At 39.5% G+C, this 18,962-nt stretch carries 16 protein-coding genes; 8 read left to right on the top strand and 8 right to left on the bottom strand.

The features are described from left to right. The first annotated feature begins 2 nt into the window (after window positions 1-2). Window positions 3-1,226: a cation:proton antiporter gene (locus tag ABG082_RS04850; protein ID WP_007497140.1), complete on the top strand. Its 1,224-nt coding sequence runs from the start codon at window positions 3-5 to the stop codon at window positions 1,224-1,226. Between the two features lie 36 nt (window positions 1,227-1,262). Here ABG082_RS04850 and ABG082_RS04845 read toward each other — a convergent pair whose 3' ends face one another. From ABG082_RS04845 to ABG082_RS04825, 5 genes are all read right to left on the bottom strand, one after another. Beyond that, window positions 1,263-2,537, bottom strand: a complete 1,275-nt coding sequence (locus tag ABG082_RS04845) for a SidA/IucD/PvdA family monooxygenase (protein WP_348936617.1) — start codon at window positions 2,535-2,537, stop codon at window positions 1,263-1,265. Window positions 2,538-2,612: 75 nt separating this feature from the next. Continuing rightward, window positions 2,613-4,112, bottom strand: a complete 1,500-nt coding sequence (locus tag ABG082_RS04840; protein WP_348936616.1) for a coproporphyrinogen III oxidase — start codon at window positions 4,110-4,112, stop codon at window positions 2,613-2,615. A gap of 113 nt (window positions 4,113-4,225) precedes the next feature. After that, window positions 4,226-5,092, bottom strand: a complete 867-nt coding sequence (locus ABG082_RS04835) for a Cof-type HAD-IIB family hydrolase (protein WP_008348923.1) — start codon at window positions 5,090-5,092, stop codon at window positions 4,226-4,228. A 445-nt stretch (window positions 5,093-5,537) separates the two neighbouring features. Then, window positions 5,538-5,894, bottom strand: a complete 357-nt coding sequence (locus tag ABG082_RS04830; RefSeq protein ID WP_008348927.1) for a YlbF family regulator — start codon at window positions 5,892-5,894, stop codon at window positions 5,538-5,540. Window positions 5,895-6,016: 122 nt separating this feature from the next. Then, the gene (locus ABG082_RS04825) at window positions 6,017-7,150 is read right to left on the bottom strand and encodes a DUF445 family protein (protein ID WP_156060597.1); all 1,134 of its coding nucleotides are present in this window, start codon (window positions 7,148-7,150) and stop codon (window positions 6,017-6,019) included. A 214-nt stretch (window positions 7,151-7,364) separates the two neighbouring features. Here ABG082_RS04825 and ABG082_RS04820 point away from each other — a divergent pair, with 214 nt between their 5' ends. The 7 genes from ABG082_RS04820 to ABG082_RS04790 all read left to right on the top strand — a co-directional run bounded on the left by ABG082_RS04820 (window position 7,365) and on the right by ABG082_RS04790 (window position 13,616). Next, window positions 7,365-8,471: a YheC/YheD family protein gene (locus ABG082_RS04820; protein WP_348936615.1), complete on the top strand. Its 1,107-nt coding sequence runs from the start codon at window positions 7,365-7,367 to the stop codon at window positions 8,469-8,471. Further along, window positions 8,428-9,786, top strand: a complete 1,359-nt coding sequence (locus ABG082_RS04815; RefSeq protein WP_348936614.1) for a YheC/YheD family protein — start codon at window positions 8,428-8,430, stop codon at window positions 9,784-9,786. Before ABG082_RS04820 ends, ABG082_RS04815 begins: the two co-directional genes overlap by 44 nt. Before the next feature lie 145 nt (window positions 9,787-9,931). After that, window positions 9,932-10,141, top strand: a complete 210-nt coding sequence (locus tag ABG082_RS04810) for a YheE family protein (RefSeq protein ID WP_008348933.1) — start codon at window positions 9,932-9,934, stop codon at window positions 10,139-10,141. Between the two features lie 20 nt (window positions 10,142-10,161). Then, window positions 10,162-11,037, top strand: coding sequence for a helix-turn-helix domain-containing protein (locus ABG082_RS04805; RefSeq protein ID WP_348936613.1), 876 nt, complete (start codon window positions 10,162-10,164; stop codon window positions 11,035-11,037). Between the two features lie 139 nt (window positions 11,038-11,176). Further along, a complete protein-coding gene (gene ugpC, locus ABG082_RS04800; RefSeq protein ID WP_024719977.1) occupies window positions 11,177-12,283 on the top strand; it encodes a sn-glycerol-3-phosphate ABC transporter ATP-binding protein UgpC in 1,107 nt (368 codons plus the stop codon). 227 nt (window positions 12,284-12,510) lie between these two features. Further along, entirely contained in the window at window positions 12,511-12,714 is a 204-nt protein-coding gene (locus ABG082_RS04795; RefSeq protein WP_008348940.1) for an alpha/beta-type small acid-soluble spore protein, read from the top strand. Window positions 12,715-12,998: 284 nt separating this feature from the next. Continuing rightward, complete coding sequence (locus ABG082_RS04790; RefSeq protein WP_008348943.1) at window positions 12,999-13,616, top strand: NAD(P)H-binding protein; 618 nt, start codon at window positions 12,999-13,001, stop codon at window positions 13,614-13,616. A gap of 111 nt (window positions 13,617-13,727) precedes the next feature. Here ABG082_RS04790 and ABG082_RS04785 read toward each other — a convergent pair whose 3' ends face one another. The 3 genes from ABG082_RS04785 to ABG082_RS04775 all read right to left on the bottom strand — a co-directional run bounded on the left by ABG082_RS04785 (window position 13,728) and on the right by ABG082_RS04775 (window position 18,406). Continuing rightward, entirely contained in the window at window positions 13,728-14,381 is a 654-nt protein-coding gene (locus ABG082_RS04785) for a hypothetical protein (RefSeq protein WP_035392539.1), read from the bottom strand. A gap of 255 nt (window positions 14,382-14,636) precedes the next feature. Continuing rightward, window positions 14,637-16,652: an ABC transporter ATP-binding protein gene (locus ABG082_RS04780; protein ID WP_035703438.1), complete on the bottom strand. Its 2,016-nt coding sequence runs from the start codon at window positions 16,650-16,652 to the stop codon at window positions 14,637-14,639. Then, the gene (locus ABG082_RS04775; RefSeq protein ID WP_035703435.1) at window positions 16,649-18,406 is read right to left on the bottom strand and encodes an ABC transporter transmembrane domain-containing protein; all 1,758 of its coding nucleotides are present in this window, start codon (window positions 18,404-18,406) and stop codon (window positions 16,649-16,651) included. Before ABG082_RS04775 ends, ABG082_RS04780 begins: the two co-directional genes overlap by 4 nt. Window positions 18,407-18,962: the final 556 nt, after the last annotated feature.

Below are 18,962 nucleotides of genomic sequence, written 5' to 3'. Positions count from 1 at the left end.
GAATGGATCATTTAGTCTTTGAAGTTGGAACGGCGCTTATTCTCATCGCCATTGCCAGCTTAATCGCCAATAAAATTAAATTTTCTATCATTCCTTTTCTCATTGTCCTCGGGATGATTGTTGGTCCGCATGCACCAACCATCGGGATCATTGATTTGAAGTTTATCGAGAGCACCGAGATTATTTCGTTTTTTGGTAGAATGGGTGTCCTGTTCCTTCTATTCTATCTGGGGCTTGAGTTCTCTGTCGGCAAACTCATAAAATCGGGTAAATCCATTGCAGTCGGCGGATCTATTTATATTTTGATCAACTTTAGCTTAGGATTGCTTTATGGGTTTATCACAGGCTTTGGATTCCTCGAAGTTCTCATTATGGCAGGCGTTATCACCATTTCATCCAGCGCCATTGTCGCCAAAGTCCTTGTCGATTTAAAACGGACAGCGAACCCTGAAACAGAGTTAATTCTTGGGATTATTATGTTTGAGGATATTTTTCTCGCCGTCTATTTATCTGTCGTATCCGGTCTTGTCCTTGGAGATGCCACGTCCGTTGGCGGTGCCTTATTATCTATTTTAATCGCTTTTGGTTACATGATGATTTTCTTTATCATCGCGCGTAAGCTGCCAAAACTATTAAACAAACTATTCGATATCCGTTCAAATGAAGTATTTATCATTGTCATTTTTGCCGCTTTGTTCTTCGTGGCTGGTTTTTCAGAGACGATTCATGTCGCAGAGGCCATTGGCGCTCTCTTACTCGGTCTGGTGTTTTCAGAAACAGAGCACTCAGACCGCATTGAACATCTCGTTGTTCCTTTTAGAGATTTCTTTGGCGCCATGTTCTTCTTCAGCTTTGGACTAAGTATTGATCCATTTACATTAGGAGATGCCTTCTGGCTTGCGATCGGTGCTGTCATTCTCACCTTGATCGGGAACTTCACCGCTGGGATGTTTGCTGGAAGAAGAGCCGGTTTCTCTCATAAAGCCTCTTCTAATATTGGATTAACCATCGTATCAAGAGGAGAGTTTTCCATCATTGTAGCCGAACTTGGGATTGCAGGCGGGCTTGCCGCTACATTGAAGCCATTTGCTGCATTATATGTATTAATCCTTGCGATTTTAGGACCGCTAGTGACGAAAGAATCAAAGCGTATCTATCAAATCCTAAACAAAATCTTCAAATGGAAAACTGAAAAACCAAAAGTAAAAAGAGAAACAACCATTTAATTGAAAAGGGCCCTGTGCAGAGGCCCTTTTTTATATCTATTCAAATTGCTGAAATGCTGTTTCTTGCTTCACTTGTTCTTTCGTATCCCCGCGAATGGTTCGGATGACTTTCTGATTGCGGTAGATCGATAGTTTTAAATTGGTCGCCGCTGTTCCATGAGAGTGATCGAGGTTCGTGAATGTAAAGAGATGATGAGACCGTTTGTCTTTAAACACAAGCCTGAAGTCGTCTGTCACTTTAAAATGCTCATCGCTTTCCCATTCAATCAATGGTTCATATGCGCTAAACCATTCCGGAATATTAGGCGTATATCCTGTAGCCAATACAACATGATCGACTGTGATTTTCTTTTCTTTCTTCAGCTGCCATTGTGTCAAATGCAGCTCTACCTGCTGCTCATCCTCCATATGTATCGCTTCAAGCTCCGTCATTGGCTGAATGAGTACAGATGGCTCTTCTCCTGAAACGGATCGATGGTACAATTCCTGATAAATGCGAGAAAGCGTCGATGCATCTATGCCATTCCTTAATCCTGCCAGTCTAGGCAATGTGTTCATCCGTTCTTCATAAGGAAGGGAATGAAAATATTCAACATACTTAGGTGTAAATAGCTCCTGACCAAGCTCCGCTGTCTCTAGTTCTCTAAATTCACTTGAACGTGTAAACCATGAAAGCTGCTGTCCTTTCTTCTGATGCTGAAGCAGGTCTAAGAAAATTTCAGCTGCACTCTGACCTGAACCAATCACCGCCACCGTTTCAGCTTCATGAAGTTCTTTTTGTTGATCTACATAACGGCTGCTATGGGTCACATGCGGCAACGCAGCTTCTGGCACATCGACAGGAATCATCGGCTTGCTTCCAGTACCAAGGACGACATGCTTTGCACGATATTCAGAAAGCGCCCCATCTTTCAACCGCCGAACTTTTACAAGATACCCGTCTTCACAGTCGGTCACTTCTTCCACCTTCATCCCGAACTGACAGCTATCTAATTCACCTGCAACCCATGATAAATACTCATTGAATTCTCTCCGGGGGATATCAAATTGTTCAAATGTATAAAAGCGGTGAAGCCTGTTTGATTCATGTAAATAATTTAAAAATGTATACTTGCTCCTTGGATTAGCCATTGTCACAAGGTCCGCTAGAAAGGAAACTTGTAAGTCTGTTCCTTTGATGAGCATACCAGGATGCCAAGCAAATTCGGTTTCCTGTTCAAAAAAACAGCATGTCACATCTTCATACTCCTCTAATAAAGTGGCCAATCCTAAATTTGCTGGCCCAATCCCAATTCCGATCACATCCATCATATGTACACCTGCTTTATCTTTTTACCCCCTATATACCCTTTTACAAATGAAAAAAACACTGCGTCACCGCAGTGTTTACATGTGAGAAACAAATAATGACTCAAGAAACTGAATCTTCTCTTCCGTATAGTGCTCATAACGATCATTATAAGATTTTGGATCTTTTGGATTGGCATATTGCGTAATTTTTCCGGTTCGCGGATCAATGAATTTACTCGCAGCGCCGCATCCAATGCCAATGATCGTCTGCACCTCTTCCATAATGATAATATTATACAAACTTTCCTGTCCATCTAACGAATACCCGACATTTTCGAGATTCCCCAAAATGTTTTTTTGTCTGTATAAATAGTACGGATGATAGTCATGTGCTTTTGTCCAAGCAACCGCTTCATCCATCATACGTGTGATCTCTTCTCGGTCTGCCACTTGATACTTTTCCTTATTGCGGGTCATTTCAGACGCTCTCTTAAAGGAAAGGGTATGCACCGTTAAAGATTCAGGCTTCAGTTCTTCTGTCTTGTTCAAGGAATGCTGGAATTCCTTTAGCCCTTCTCCTGGCAGTCCAATGATTAAGTCCATGTTAATATTATTCATACCATACTGCCTTGATAAATGATACTTTTCAATCGTTTCTTCCACACTATGGTGCCGGCCAATCGCTTTCAATGTTTCATTCTCATATGATTGCGGATTGATACTAATCCGGTCAATATGATAACGGTTGAGCACTTCCAGCTTATCAGGTGAAATCGTATCAGGTCGTCCCGCTTCTACAGTGACTTCCCGAATATGTTTCACATCTGGAAAAGAGCGATACATTTCCTCATACAGCAAATCCATTTCTTCTGCTGTAATACTTGTTGGAGTACCTCCGCCAAAATAAACAGTCGTCACTTTAATCCCATGTTCCTTTAACCATTCGCCCATTTTTTGCATCTCATAATGCAGCCCAAAAAGAAACGTTCCCACTCTTCCAGCTTGTCCTTGAATGGCATAAGCAGGGAACGTGCAATAAGCACATTTTGTTGGACAGAAAGGAATACCGATATAAATACTCACTTCCTCCTGTAGATCGTACAGATCTGGAATGGCTTTGATTTGACGATCAACAATCTCCTGCATCAAATGAATCTTTTCATCATGAATCAAGTAATCGCGCTTTAACGCTGCATGTGCTTCTTCCTTTGTCATGCCTTCTCTTAGCATCTTATGAAGTAATTTCGTAGGGCGTATCCCCGTAAGAATCCCCCATTTTTGCGTCATTCCTGTATATTCCTGAAGCAGATGTAAATAAACAGACAGCACAGTGTTTTTGATTTGCTTCCAGCGCCCTTTTTCATTCAAGCCCTCTGGCATCTCTCTTGTAAAACGACTCGTCATATCTGATCCAGCAATATGGCCAGAAGCCTCCACCCTACCATGGGTTTCTTTCCAATCAAACACCATCACTAGGCCATCATCCACTTCACCGGAATCACACAGCACTTCACTATCTTCTTCAAATAAATTGGCTATATTGACAAGCGGTCGATGAAATCGTTCATCAGACAGCCCTTTAACTAAAATTCGCATCGTATCACCTTTATCTTCAAACTTGTTTCATTTTACAAAATTCATCTAGGAAAAGCAATGAAGAGAACAGACGAAGGCCCTGCCATTTCTTAATAGACAGGGCCTTCACTGTATTATCGTTTAATATCAAATTGATGTAAAAAACCTTCCCTTTGCTGCATTCTAAAGTATTCTTTGATCATATAAGCAACACCCTGTTCATCATGAGAACGTGTCACCCAATCGGCTTTACGTTTGACCGAATGAGGTGCATTCCCCATCGCAACGCCTAAGCCAGCTAACTCAAGCATCGGGATGTCGTCTGTCCCGTGACCGATCACGACCGTATCTTCTAATGTAAAACCTAGTGCTGAGGTTAAAAGAGAAAGTCCTGCTTCTTTCGATACCCCTTTGCATACAATATTCATTTTCTCATCACTGATCTTAATCAGATCAACAGATGGGAATGCTTGTTGAATGGTTGTGTGGATTTCAGGCTGAAGTGCTGCCGTCGAATACACTTCAATGACAGGTGTGCTCACCGGTTCATCCATGAGCATATCACTTAATGATTCAACAAATTGAACGGGATAGAAAATGGGATCAGACGGATGAATCAACGTTTTTCCCATCAGTTGAGACTGTGTTTTTTTCCGATTGCCGATTGAGAATTTTTCATGTAACAAGCGAACATTACAATCAAAGCTTTCAAGGATCTGCACAAGATTAAATGTTTTCTCTTCCGTTAATTTCTTCACATGGAGCGGCTCATCGAGCTTATCAGCGATAAATGCACCACTATGCGTCACAAGAGTTGAAGTCGGTATTTTCAACGCCTTGGCAATTTTTTGCGCGGATCGAAAATGACGGTTGGTGACAATCGTCACGTAAACCCCTTTTTTCTTAACATATTCCACAGCTTCTTTTGTAGCGGAATGGATTTTCCCATTGGAACGAAGTAACGTTCCATCTATATTGAGTGCAAGTAGCTTTTTTGACACTGAGGCATCCCCCTTCTTGATGACTGTACTTACGATGAGGATATGCCCTAGCTTATCGCTTTAGAACATGCAGTTGAAGCAGCCCTTGTTTTATGCCTAATCGCAAATAAAAAAAGCCTACCCCTAGGCTTTTTTTTATGTATGGTTTGGATGCGTAACAATGGCGTGATGAAGCTCCCCATGATCCCCTCATCTTTCACACACCAAAGCATTGCTTATATCATATCCCCTTATGCTTTGCTTTTCTCCCAGAAGCGCTTCTCTCTCATTTGACTCATCGTCGTAAATCCAAAGTGGAACGCACCCAATTCATCACGATAGCGCTTTTTGAAAGCACTTTCAATAAGTATTATCGCAGAATTTACGAGCTTCGACAACCCTTTTTTTAAAGATATACAAGCGGCGATATGAATGAAAAAAAGGGCGAATATGATCGCCCTTTCAATTAATTTTCTTCTGTATTTCCATAAAGCTCTTCAAGAGGCTTCATGATAATTTTATTTAATTCACCGATGAGAACACTTACGCGTTGTTCTGCTTCCATCAACTGAGAGATTTTATCGTGCTGCTGCACAAGTGCAACCGTTTTTTGCGCTTGCTCTACTTCTTCTTGTGTAATCTCTTGACCAGTCATTTGTTTTTGTTGAAGGTTTACTTGAATGTCACGGAAGTTCTCAAACATTCTTTTAGAGGACTCATCCCCGTTTACCTCATCATAAAGATTTCTTAACGCTGAATATTCTTCGCTATGACGCAGTGCTTTTTCAAGGTCATATGCAACATCATAAAGATTTACAGACATGTTATGTCTCCTTTCTATCCGTTATCACCGATATGGATCGGCGGACACCACTCCACTATAACAAACTATGGCTTTCGTTTCACATATATACAATAAATTCATCGAAATTTCTCGATCTTGCCTTAGAATAAGGTGACAAAAATCGCTTGGACAGCACCGATCAATCCACCTAAAAGACCGCCTAAAAATGTGATCATCTTCAGCTCCTTATTAGATATGCTGATCACAAGCTCTTCCATTTTTTCAAGCGGGAAAAGTTCAATTTGTTCACGAATAATTTCTTCAAATTGGAGCTTTGCGAGAAGTCCCTCAAGCGCATTAGATGCGGCTTCAATCCCTTTATCAATGAGAGATGGAGCAAACTTGGTCTTAAGATCATCCGCTACTGCACTGATGTAAACTCCTACTGGTCTATCTAACAGAATCTTTGTAGAAAAATGTGAAAGTAATTGCTTTTTCACACTAAATAGAAGCTCTTTCACATTCCATTTTTTATCAAGCTCATGTAAAGAAAATTGCTTTACCTTGTCCCATTCTTGAACAAGTAAATCTGATAAAAACCTTTTTGTCTCTGCATTCTTTAAGAACTTCATCATTTCAGGATGTACGCGATCAATTAAGCTTGAATTCCCTAAAAACATTTGGACCATACTGCCAAGCATTCCTCGTTCTTTTAAGAAATCATCTATCATATGACCGAGTCTTGCTTTTCCCTCATCACTTTCAAAGTAATGAATGCCTCTCTTTAAAATATAATCTGCGGCATCTGGAATTTTTGATGCAAGCTTATTTTCTACATCCTGTGGCAGCAGCTCAGACAACGTTTGCTGATCATACTTTTCAAGCAGTGAGTGGAGCTTATGATCAGTCCACTGATGAAGCCATGCGTCAGCTTTAACGTCAGCCTGTGAAAAACCGTATCTTTCTAACATGGAGAAAACCGTCATTTCCATATCAGCACCTTTATCAATATATCGGTGCACTGTCTGCAATATCTCTTGCCTTGCCTCCGATGATTCAAATCGTTTTTGAATACCCTGTGGCGTTAGTAAATGCTCCATCACCATGACGCCAACCTGCTTGGCTACTTCATCTCTCCTTTTAGGAATAAGACCTGGTGTAAATGGGAGCTGCTTCCCAAATAAATAATATGGCTTATACGGACGAAAGAGCATTTTAATTGCGAGATGGTTTGTTGCTGCCCCTATCACTGCACCTATCACAATCATAAAGAGAAACGTTGTGAATATATCCAAAGTCGTCATCTACCTTTCAAACAACACCTGAAGTTTATTGTTTTTATCTATACGTATTATAGTTGTTGTCAAGAGTCCAAGCAAATGAAGCATTCAATGTGACATATGAGACAACGATCTGTCGTAATGATATAGGAACGCCAAGTTTATGTAAAATCAACAAAAAGTGTTTTTCAGATGTTAAAAAAAGAATTTGAAAAGTAGGTGTTGTTTCATGACGTCAACGCTCGGCATTGTCACTCTTTCTCCGAAGCATGAAGAGGCATTCACACTTCAGCTTGCCAAAGCTGCCTCTACTTTTGATTTAGAAGTTGTTCGTTTTTCACCTCTAGATTTAAAGCCTGCTTCAAATGTCATTCACGGTCAAAAATTTACGACTGGCAAAGGATTTGAAGCGTCAGAATTTCAGATTCCTGACTTGATTTATGATCGTTGTCTTTATCAGCATGACGCACAATCTAAAAAAGCAAAACCTATCATGAATTGGTTAAAAAAGTATCCAAAAACCGTTTTTTTGAATACTGGAATTTCAAATAAAATGCGGCTATTCGAGCAGCTCCGTCTCCTCCCTTCTTTACAACCATACTTACCTGTCTGCTCTCTATTGACAGAGCCTTCAGACCTTCTCAACTTTGTCAGAAAGGGCGGATATTGTAAAATACAGCCGCTTTCTCAACAGCACGCAGCACCCTCTGGCTTCATTTCTTTAAGAGACAAATCACTCATTACTGTGCAGCTAAACGCTAAGCAAATCATCACCTTTTCAAATTCAGCAGAGGTTGAGCGCTGGTGCAAAAAGTATATCGGCCGATCTTTCCTTCAATTTTTTAACACGAATGATCAAAAAGACGTTTTATTCAATGAAATTAGAATTTCACTTATAAAAAACTTACAAAATCAATGGAATAGCATGGGGATTTATACAAAACCATCAGTAGAAAACAGCCTTTTAAGCAATACACAAAATTCCGGTCATGTGGTAGCCTTTGATCACTATTTAAACTCATTAAAGCCACACATCAAGGAGCTGCTGTTAGATGATATTGCCTCCATTCAGTCATCTCTTCCAGCGTTTATAGACAAAACTTTCTCACCGTGTATTGAATTCGCTGTAGACTTGCTTCATACAAATGAAGGCAGACTTTTTATCTCAAACGTAAGATCAAAGCCAGGACGATCCTCTTTTTTAAAAGCTTACCCTGAGAGGGAGAATCAATTGATTCAGACCATACTTGAACATGCCAAATCGATGATGGCTGAAGAAAAGGAGGTTCCTTATGAAGAGAAAACGCTACATCATCGCTCCTCATTCAGCAAGTGAAAAAACAGTACATCTCCCTGTCCAGTTTAAAGAGCAGGGGGCAATTTTATCTATTGCTTTAGGTTCTTGTTTAGTAGATGATTTCACCATTTCCTATCATCATCAATCACAAAGGATTTTATTATCAGAAGACCTTTATCGCGCTTTACTCATTCCATACAAAACGAAAGCTGATGTCATATTAGTTCAACATACACTCTATATAGGACCTCTCATCGGCATTTTCACTGCAGGATTCGAACAAAATACAGCACCTTTAGGCACTAGGTCTTCCTATTTTATGAAACTGTTGCAATCTTGCAGACAGCATGCTGGTTTTGCATATCTTTTTGGTACTCATTCTATCGATTGGGATAAAGGAATAGTAGAAGGTTTGCTTTACCAAGAGGAGCGATGGGTAAAAAAGAAGATGCCCCTCCCATCCGTTGTTTATGACCGGCTCCCTAATAGAAAGGCTGCTCAGTCGGCATTCATTCAAGAAACAAAACGAAAACTCACTCAAGACTACGATATCCCTTGGTTCAATCCTTATTTTTTTAATAAATTGGACATTCATGAGCAATTATTAACAGATGAAAAAACAAGCTCTTTCTTACCACATTCCATACGGTTAGATCCTGTTGATGCTTTAAATAAAATAGAAACACTCCTTCATCTGCATCATGTCATTTATTTAAAACCAACAAACGGCAGTCACGGAGACGGTATTTATCAGTTAAAGAAGACGGAAAACGGGATCACTGTCTGCTCAAATAAAGGGAAATCCACTTCATATCATTCCGTAGATCATTTCGTGAAAAAACTGCGGGAAGATTGTGCAATTCACGACTTGATTGCACAACAAGGCATTGAGCTTCTTCAAATAGACAATCAACCACTGGATTTTAGAATTCATACGAATAAAAATAAGTATGGTCATTGGACTGTTACAGCCGCTGCTGGAAAAGTTTCAGGAGATCACACTGTCACAACCCATCAACTGCATGGTGGTTCAGTAAAAACACTGTATGATATCTTTCCTGATGCAGAGAAACGTTTGAAGGTTTTGCAAGAGCTCTCTGATACTGCCCTCGCACTTAGTCGTGTGATAGATGAAAAAATGCCCGGTCTGATTGGCGAAATTGGTTTTGACTTAGGTATTGATCACTTAGGTGCTATCTGGATGTTTGAAGCCAATTCTCGTCCAGGCCGCGAGATTTTTCTACATGCACCATTGAAAAACTCAGAATGGCTGATTGGGAAAAGAATCGTTGAATACGCATCTTACCTAACACAAATGGCTCTTACTCCTATAGACCATGCAAACGCCTACTGATGAATTCTTTTCATGTCTCTGAAATCTGTGCTTTCCCTATGCTCTTTTCATCAGATGAGATACAATAAAACCAAGTTCAAGGTTGTTTCCGTATTGTCGTGTGTATTTATTGTTTCATCAATAAAAGCAAGGAGGCAATGATGATATGATTTCTCATTTTCAATGGAAACCTCTCTTTAAAAAAGCGCAATTACCTGGCTGGAAAATATCCTTTTTTCATAATGGTTCACACTATGAAGGCATTTATCACAAAACGGGTGATATTGAATGGGGCTCTCAGCTTCCGCCTCATGAAGTTGAACCAACCTTAAAAGAAGAAATCCACGAATTAATGCTATTCCATGTGTATGATTAAACTGTTTAAGGAGCCTCGCCATGTTAGAAAAGCTAAAACTTGTTTACGGACACCATATCATCAGTTCACCAACAAATGATAAACAAACTCTCTGGTATCAAACAGACGAAGGCGAAATATTCGGAGTAAACAAAACGGAGCTAACAGAAAGGGAAACGCTTCTTCTCAATTCATTCCTCACACCAATCGATGTACCTCATACGCAGGAAACGGAAGAAGAACAGAAATGGTACAGCTATCTCTTTGAAAACAAATCAATCACCATCGATCACTCCGTCCGTGTTCATTTTTTTAAAATGGATCACCAAGCAGAACAAAGGCAGCAAATAAAAGAGGCTGTGAACAGCAGCCTCGAACATATTCATTTCATATGGACAGGCACTGAAACAGCTATGCTCATTCAAACAAACGCCACATCAGAAAATGGTCAACTTGAACAACTACATGATTTGTCTCAAGCCATCACAAGTGATTTTTTAACAGACGTTGTCTTCATGCAAGGACAGCTGCATTTGCCAAATGAAAATTTAAAAAAGAGATTATTGAATGAACATCAGCTCTTTTTATGGCATCTGAAGCAAGGAAAACTTAGGTCAGGGGTTGCAACATTTTATCAATGTCTACCTGCTTTCATTCGCCATGATACAGACATGGTTTCTGCCGCTATATCAGATGCATTTATAGAAACAATCTTTGATCGGGACGTTTACAGAACTCTCATGACCTATATGCAATGTAATTTAAATGCATCGCAGGCAGCAAAAGCTTTATATGTTCATCGAAACAGCCTTCAGTATCGGATTGATAAATTTATTGAACGGACAGGACTAGATATACGGCATTTTCAAGAAGCGTCAGCTGCCTATTTCATGATGAATCTTCTCGATCTTTCTTAAATGATCCTATCATGAGCACCTTGCCTAAAAATGAAAATAAGATGTTGTGCACGTTGTCCATTTACAGACACCCTTCCTTTTTATACACTTTATTTATAAGTAGAGCGCTTTCAAAAAAAGGACTGGGAGGCTACCACCTATGGCTGAAATGATGCTGAATCAAATTTATAAAGTGTACGATAACAAAGTAACAGCAGTAGATAACTTTAATCTACATATTGAGGATAAAGAATTTATTGTGTTTGTTGGTCCATCTGGGTGCGGAAAATCAACAACCCTCCGCATGATTGCAGGCCTTGAAGAAATTTCACAAGGGGATTTTCTATTAGACGGCAAGCGAATGAATGATGTGGCACCAAAAGATCGGGATATTGCGATGGTTTTCCAAAACTATGCCTTATACCCTCATATGAATGTGTACGATAATATGGCTTTTGGATTAAAGCTTCGAAAATTTCCTAAAGCAGAAATTGATGAGCGGGTACGAAACGCTGCGAAAATATTAGGGCTTGAACAATACTTAGATCGAAAACCTAAGGCATTGTCTGGAGGTCAAAGACAGCGTGTTGCACTTGGAAGGGCCATTGTGCGAGATGCAAAAGTCTTTCTTTTGGATGAACCTCTCTCTAATTTAGATGCTAAACTTCGTGTTCAGATGCGTGCCGAAATTTCTAAACTTCATCAGCGGCTGCAGACGACATTCATCTATGTCACACACGATCAAACAGAAGCCATGACAATGGCTACTCGGCTTGTTGTCATGAAAGATGGCTTTATTCAGCAGGTTGGCGCACCAAAGGATGTGTATGAAAACCCAGAGAATGTCTTTGTAGGAGGATTTATTGGCTCTCCAGCGATGAACTTTTTTACAGGAAAACTTTCTGACGGAGCCATTGCCATTGGGAATACGCACATTCGTGTACCAGAAGGAAAAATGAAAGTATTACGCAGTCAGGGCTATATCGGAAAAGATGTGATTCTAGGCATCAGACCAGAAGATTTCCATGATGAGCCTGTGTTTATAGAGGCTTCTGAAGGAACAAAAATTGAAGCAAACGTAGAAGTGGCTGAATTAATGGGAGCCGAAACGATGCTTTATTCTTCTCTCGCTGGTCAAACGTTTATTGCACGAGTTGATTCTCGCACAGATATTCAGGCAGGTCAGACGATCCCTCTTGCCATTGATATGAATAAAGCTCACTTCTTTGATACAGAGACTGAGCTACGCATCCGCTCAGCTGAATAAGAAGACGTTCCACAAACCATCACCATTGGGTGGTGGTTTTTTGTATGTGAAAACAACATTTACCATGTTCTTTTTCCGTATGTTTTTTTCGTAGCGAACCATAATATTTAGTACAAAGCAGTTACCGCATTGGGTTTCGCCAAGTGGCAAATGACTTGGTCATTTCGCTGGTGCGACTCCAGCAAACCCAACCAAAAAAAATCATATATAAAAAGGAGATTCACATCATGGCAAATTCTAATAGTTCAAATCAATTACTAGTTCCTGGAGCAGCGCAAGCAATCGATCAAATGAAATACGAAATCGCTTCTGAGTTTGGTGTAAACCTTGGAGCAGAAACAACAGCTCGTGCTAACGGTTCAGTTGGTGGAGAAATCACTAAACGTCTTGTATCTTACGCTCAGCAAAACCTTGGTGGAACAAAAGCTTAATTTCATATCTGGATCATAGAAGGCACCTCTTATGGTGTCTTCTTTTTTTGGTTTTATCCCTCACCGATTCCTTTTGAATTCATATGATGTATTAGAAAGGAGCGGATCTTCATGGACATTATTTCAGGTGTGAATTTTGAACTTCTACAATTTGTCGGTCTCTCTCTATTATGTGAATATGCTCATAGTATTCGGTCCTTTCATCTTTATAAAAAAAGCATGACATAAAACTGTACCATTTTAAGTTCTTTTCACTTATAGTATGTAGTGGAGGGATCGATCAGATGAAAATAGCTCTTTTCGGTGCTCATGGACGTGTAGGACAAGCATTTCTTCGTTTCGTAAAAGAAGATGATCGTTACATGGTTCGCTCGTTAATTCGGACAAACCGGGAAGAAATGCTTGCGGGTATGTTTCAAGTCACCGGCAATTCCAGAAATCAAGAGGATGTGCTTGAAACGATTAAAGGATCAGATATTGTCGTGAGCTGTCTATCAACAGATGGTGATGATACTTTATCTGTTTCAATGGAGCATATCGTACAAGCCATGAAGCAAACAGGAACATCAAGAATTATAACGATTGGCACTGCGGGGATTTTAAAAGCAAGGCAGCAGCCTGAGCTTTACCGCTTTGAAACAAATGAATCAAGGCGAACCACTTCCCGAGCTGCTAAAGAACATGCCAAAGCATTTGAAATTCTTCAATCAACTGAACTAGATTGGACAATCATTTGCCCAACCTATTTACCAGATGGAGAAGTGACACGGTCATATCGCTATGAAAAGAATTTTCTCCCTATAGATGGACAGAAAATTTCAGTTGAAGATACCGCACACTTTTTGTATCAGCAGTTAAACTCAAAGGAATTTGTGCATCAACGCGTCGGTATCGCTTATTGATGGAAACACACCCAATGTAGCCAGAGAAATTCAAAAAGCCGAGGTGAAAATCACCTCGACTTTTTAATATGAGTATAAAAATAAATTAAATTGAATATTTCAAAAAATCAATTAAAGAGTAATCCAGCCTGATTTTGAATGAACTCTTTTTACTACACCTTTTCCTGTAACAAATCTAATTCTTTTTCCTTTTACTTTGTACTCAATGAAAGGCAATTGAACATCTATAAGATCGTATTTTTTATTCTTAGTTAAAAAGTCTTCTAAATACCCCATTTGCCAATATCCATTATAAACCATATTCTTAAGAGTACCTCGAGCACTAGGAGCTAAGGTAGTTATTAAACCAGACACTCCCGCAACTACTCCTGCAGGTGTACTAGTTACAAATACCAATCCAAGTACAGTCGCACTTGTGCCTAGTGCATCTTTTAGCTTGCTGTAATCTTTTTTATTAAATCCTTTATCAAAAATATTACGCTGAGCAGATGTCATTTTTCTAACTTGGCTTAAATTAAGAGTAACCCTTGCAGCATATTCTGAAGAATCAATATTACCTAAAGCATGAACTTGTCCAACCTGATTAGCAGTCTTAAATGATTGAATTTGTGATGATAAATCAGTTTTTGTCTCGACTACTTGTTTCTTTGGTACTTTTTGTTCAGCTGCTGATGCAGATGATGTAATTTCACTAAATCCAGAAATAATTAATGTTGTTGCAGCAATCAAGATGACGTTCTTAAATAACCTTTTTTTACTCTTCATATTCAATCCTCCTGTTTTTTGATACAAGAATATAATATCACAAATAAGAGAAAATCATATATTTTTGGATAAAAAAACTAAAAAATATGTATAAAAATTCATTAATTAACCATTTTACATATCTTATTTCACATATGTGATATTGATTCATAATTACAAAAATATATCTTCCTATTAATATTAAAGTTACTTGAGTTTCACCACTGAGAAAAGCCTCTTTCAGTTGAAAGAGGCTTTCTATATTAAAATACTTCATTAGCTGCTCGTCACAGCTCCCTTTTGTAATTCGTACATTTGCGCATACAGTCCGCCTTGCTCCATGAGCTCTTCGTGGCTGCCGCGCTCGACAATCTCACCCTTTTCTAACACCAAAATCATGTCAGCTTTCTTAATAGTAGATAATCGGTGTGCAATGACAAAAGTGGTTCGTCCTTCTTTGACGACATCTAGTGCCCGTTGAATGATGGCTTCTGTTTCTGTATCGATGTTAGCCGTCGCTTCATCTAGAATTAAGATCGCTGGATCGTATGCCAGTGCACGGGCAAATGAAATCAATTGACGCTCCCCAGAGGAAAGAGTACTCCCCTTTTCAACAACTGGTTCATCAAAACCTTCAGGCAAATGCTTTAATAGTTCTGCTGCGCCCACTTGCTTTAACGATGTTTCAATCGTTTCTCTTTTAATGTCTTCATTTCCTAAACTGACATTGGATGCGATCGTTCCAGAAAATAAATAAGGATCTTGAAGTACAATGCCCATTTGTTTACGCAACGTTTGGCGCGACTGATCATAGATGCTTTTTCCATCAATGAGGATATCCCCATGCTGAATATCATAAAAACGCAGTAGCAAATTCATGATCGAACTTTTCCCAGAACCGGTATGTCCAACGAGTGCCACCGTCTGACCTTTTTTCGCCTCAAAGGTGATGTTCTTTAATACATTTTTCCCTTCATTATACGCAAAGGTAACATCCTGAAATTGAACGTGCCCCTCGATTTTCTTCTGAACCGGTTCTTCCACTTCAGTACCAGGCTCATCTAATAATCGAAAGACCCGTTCAGATGAAACCCTTGCTAATTCTAATCTAGAAAATTGATTCACAATGCCTGTAATCGGCTGGAACAAACGATTTAAATAATCGACAAATGCATAGAGCACCCCAATCGATACAATGCCCGTGGCACTTAAGGACGCACCGCCAAAATACCAAATGAGTGCGACATATGCTAAGTTCCGAAGCAGATTCACCAAGTTATGTGAGAGCAGTGAATTTAAATGAAGCATCTTTCGCTGATATCGAAAGTGATTGTTATTCAGCTCATCAAATTCTTCTTTTGTTGCTTGTTCATGTCGAAATGCTTGAATAATCGTCATTCCTTGAATGGCTTCATTTAGCTTGGCATTAATTTCACTGATGATGGATCGAATGCGATGATTGTAAACCGACGCAAACTTTCTGTAAGTCATCGACCATAGGAAAATAATCGGAACAGCCACTAAACAAATGAGCGCCAGCTTCACATTTAATAAAAACATGGCGATATAAATGCCAATCATGTAAATGGCACTCGTGACGAAATTCGCTAGTACTGTGACATATAAATCACGAATGGTTTCTGTGTCATTGGTAATCCGCGCGACAACCTTTCCAGCCGGTAAATTATCAAAATACCGAATCGGAAGCGTTTGAATATGTTCAAATACGTCCACTCGCATTTTTTGAATAATGCGATTTGCAATACGCTGGAGTAAATAGTGCTGCCCATATTGAAAGAAAATCGCAATGACGAGCATCCCAAAATAAAATAGAACAAGCTGCACCAAACCACTGATTTCCGGCTGATAAAAAGCGAAGATTTCCTCTTTGGATAAACGCTGTACCTGATACGTCTCACGCTCGCTCCCATTTTCAATGGTGAGCTGATCCCCTTCTATTGTCCGGCTCCCGTCAAAGCGAATCGGTTCATTCACAAAATAGTACCCAAATCCGACTTGCACGACATTGATTTGCTTTCCATCTTCATTTTGATTCTGTAGCCGGTCACTTCTTATATAGTTATTTCCCTGGTAATAAACCGTTTTATCTGTTTTTTCATTTACCTCAACATACGGTTTTTCTACACCTAAAATATGATCATCAATCATTTTTTTCCCAATGAAAGGTCCTGTCAACTCAGCACCAACTGCAATGATCAGAAAGATCAAAGCAACAGACAATACTTTTTTATATAGGAGTGCATAGGCAAGAAGTCTTCTCCCTGTTGTCATGCCTCATCCCCTCCTTCCAGCTGATTTGTCAGCTGCTGACGCAGAAATTGCTCTTTATACCATCCATCTTGCTGAATAAGCGCTTGATGGGTTCCCTTTTGAACAATACGTCCTTCTTCCATGACAAGAATGAGATCCGCATGCTCTACAGCTGATAGACGGTGGGTTGTAATAAATGTCGTTTTTCCATGACGATTTTGTCTTAAATTCTCTAAAATAGCCGTTTCTGTTTTTGCATCAACTGCAGATAACGAGTCATCCAAAATCAAAATGTCTGGATCAATTAATAAAGCACGTGCAATGGAAATCCGCTGCTTCTGTCCTCCTGACAGCGCCACTCCCTTTTCTCCAACCATGGTTTCCAAGCCTTCTGGTAAAAGGCGTAAATCCTTTTCAAAGTAAGCATCTTTAATCGCTTGTGCTAATTCAGCTTCTCTCGCGTCTCTATGACCGAAACGCATATTCTCTTCTACACTTTTAGAGAAAAGGACATGATCTTGCGGAACATAGCCAATCCATTGGAACAGTTGATCCAATTCAATGTCCTCAATTGGAACACCTGAAAACAAGATCTTTCCATCACCTGTCGGATACTGACGAAGAAGCTGTTTGACAATCGTTGTTTTTCCGCTTCCCGTTTTTCCTGTAATACCAATCGTTTGCCCTTTTCGTACAGTAAAGGAGACATCCGTTAGATTATCTTTAGAGGAAGTTGGATACCTAAATGTCACATGTTCAAATCGAATATCGCCAGGCTCTTGTAATGTTTTTGGCTTGGCTACGTCAGTTACATCCGGTTGATAACTGAGTGTATGATTCAACCGGTCTAATGAGGCATTTCCTCTTTGCATGATATTAATCAATTCACCAATGGCAAACATTGGCCAGATCATCATCCCCAGATAGACGTTAAATGCAACAAGCTCACCAATGGTTAAATCACTTTGGAACACAAGATATGCGCCGTAACCGATACCGATTAAATAACTGATCCCCACAAGCAATTTCACCGTCGGCTCAAACAATGAATCAATGATCGCCACTCTCATATTTTTTTGAAAAACATCATCTGTCATTTCTCGAAAGCGATTCACATCTTGTTTTTCCTGTACAAAAGACCGAATCACCCGAACGCCGGCAACTGATTCTAATACACGATCATTCATATCACCAAATGCATCTTGAGCGACTGTAAAGCGTTCATGAATTTTACTGCCATAAAACGCTATCAAAATCGCCATCAGCGGCATCGGAATAATGGCCATTAAAGTTAATTTCCAGCTGATCGTCAGTCCCATCGTAAAAAAGATCATCAGCATGTAAGCAGTGGAATCGACTAATGTTAAAACGCCAAAGCCTGTTGTTAAAGCCACAGCATTCAAATCATTTGTACCTAACGCCATTAAATTTCCGGTTTTTTTCTTTTCATAAAAGGTGGGTGTCATCTTAAGTAAGTGGCGCATTAATTTTCCGCGCATCACACGTTCCATGACATTCGCGCCGCCAAATAACTGGTACATCCAAAAATAAGTGAGCGCATAGACACTGACACCAAGTAAGCAAAAAATGGTTACGTAAAACAGAATACTGGATGTTGTAAATTGACCAGACCGAATGTCATCAACTGCTTGACCTAGATACCTCGGTGGCAGCATTTCAAGTACATTCACAATGAGCAGCAGTGTAATGGCGATTGTATAGCGCCTCCACTCTTGTTTAAAGAACCAGCCTAATTTCACAAATACTGAAAACATGTTTGTCTCTCCTTTTAAAGCTAGCCGCTTTCTATATTTTCCTGATTGTCACCTTGTTTCGTTTTTTGAGCTTTTGTCATTTGTCTTGCCTTTGGCATGTTCACATGCTTTCACTCCTCTTCATTTAGTTGTTGATGCATTCCATTATTTCGATATACGAAATGTATACAACAAAAAAAGAGGCAACCAGCTGACTGGTACGCCTCTTTTATACATGATAAAAAGGCGCATGTTGACAAATACGCAACATACGCCTTGATTCATCCGATCAATTGGAACATACGAGTCCCTTTTCAATGACCAATGAAGGTGTAATTGTCACGTGAATCAACCCATTCATGCAGTTTGATTTCATTCTTCCAATGATGTTGCACATGACATTTCCTCCTTTTGGCTCTTGAATCTTTTTTTATCTTATAGTGGCTGTCACCATTTTGTCAATAAATATTTTTCAATAAATGAAATTTTCTAACAAAAAGTTCACACCCTTTATGTGTATCTTTTTCAGATATCGGGTATACCATGAACGTATAGACTCCTTTTGAAAGGAATGAGG

It is taken from the genome of Bacillus sp. BS1807G30 (genome assembly GCF_040047675.1).
In the GTDB taxonomy this organism is placed as follows: domain Bacteria; phylum Bacillota; class Bacilli; order Bacillales; family Bacillaceae; genus Bacillus; species Bacillus altitudinis.
This window is presented reverse-complemented; position numbering and strand designations above follow the sequence as displayed.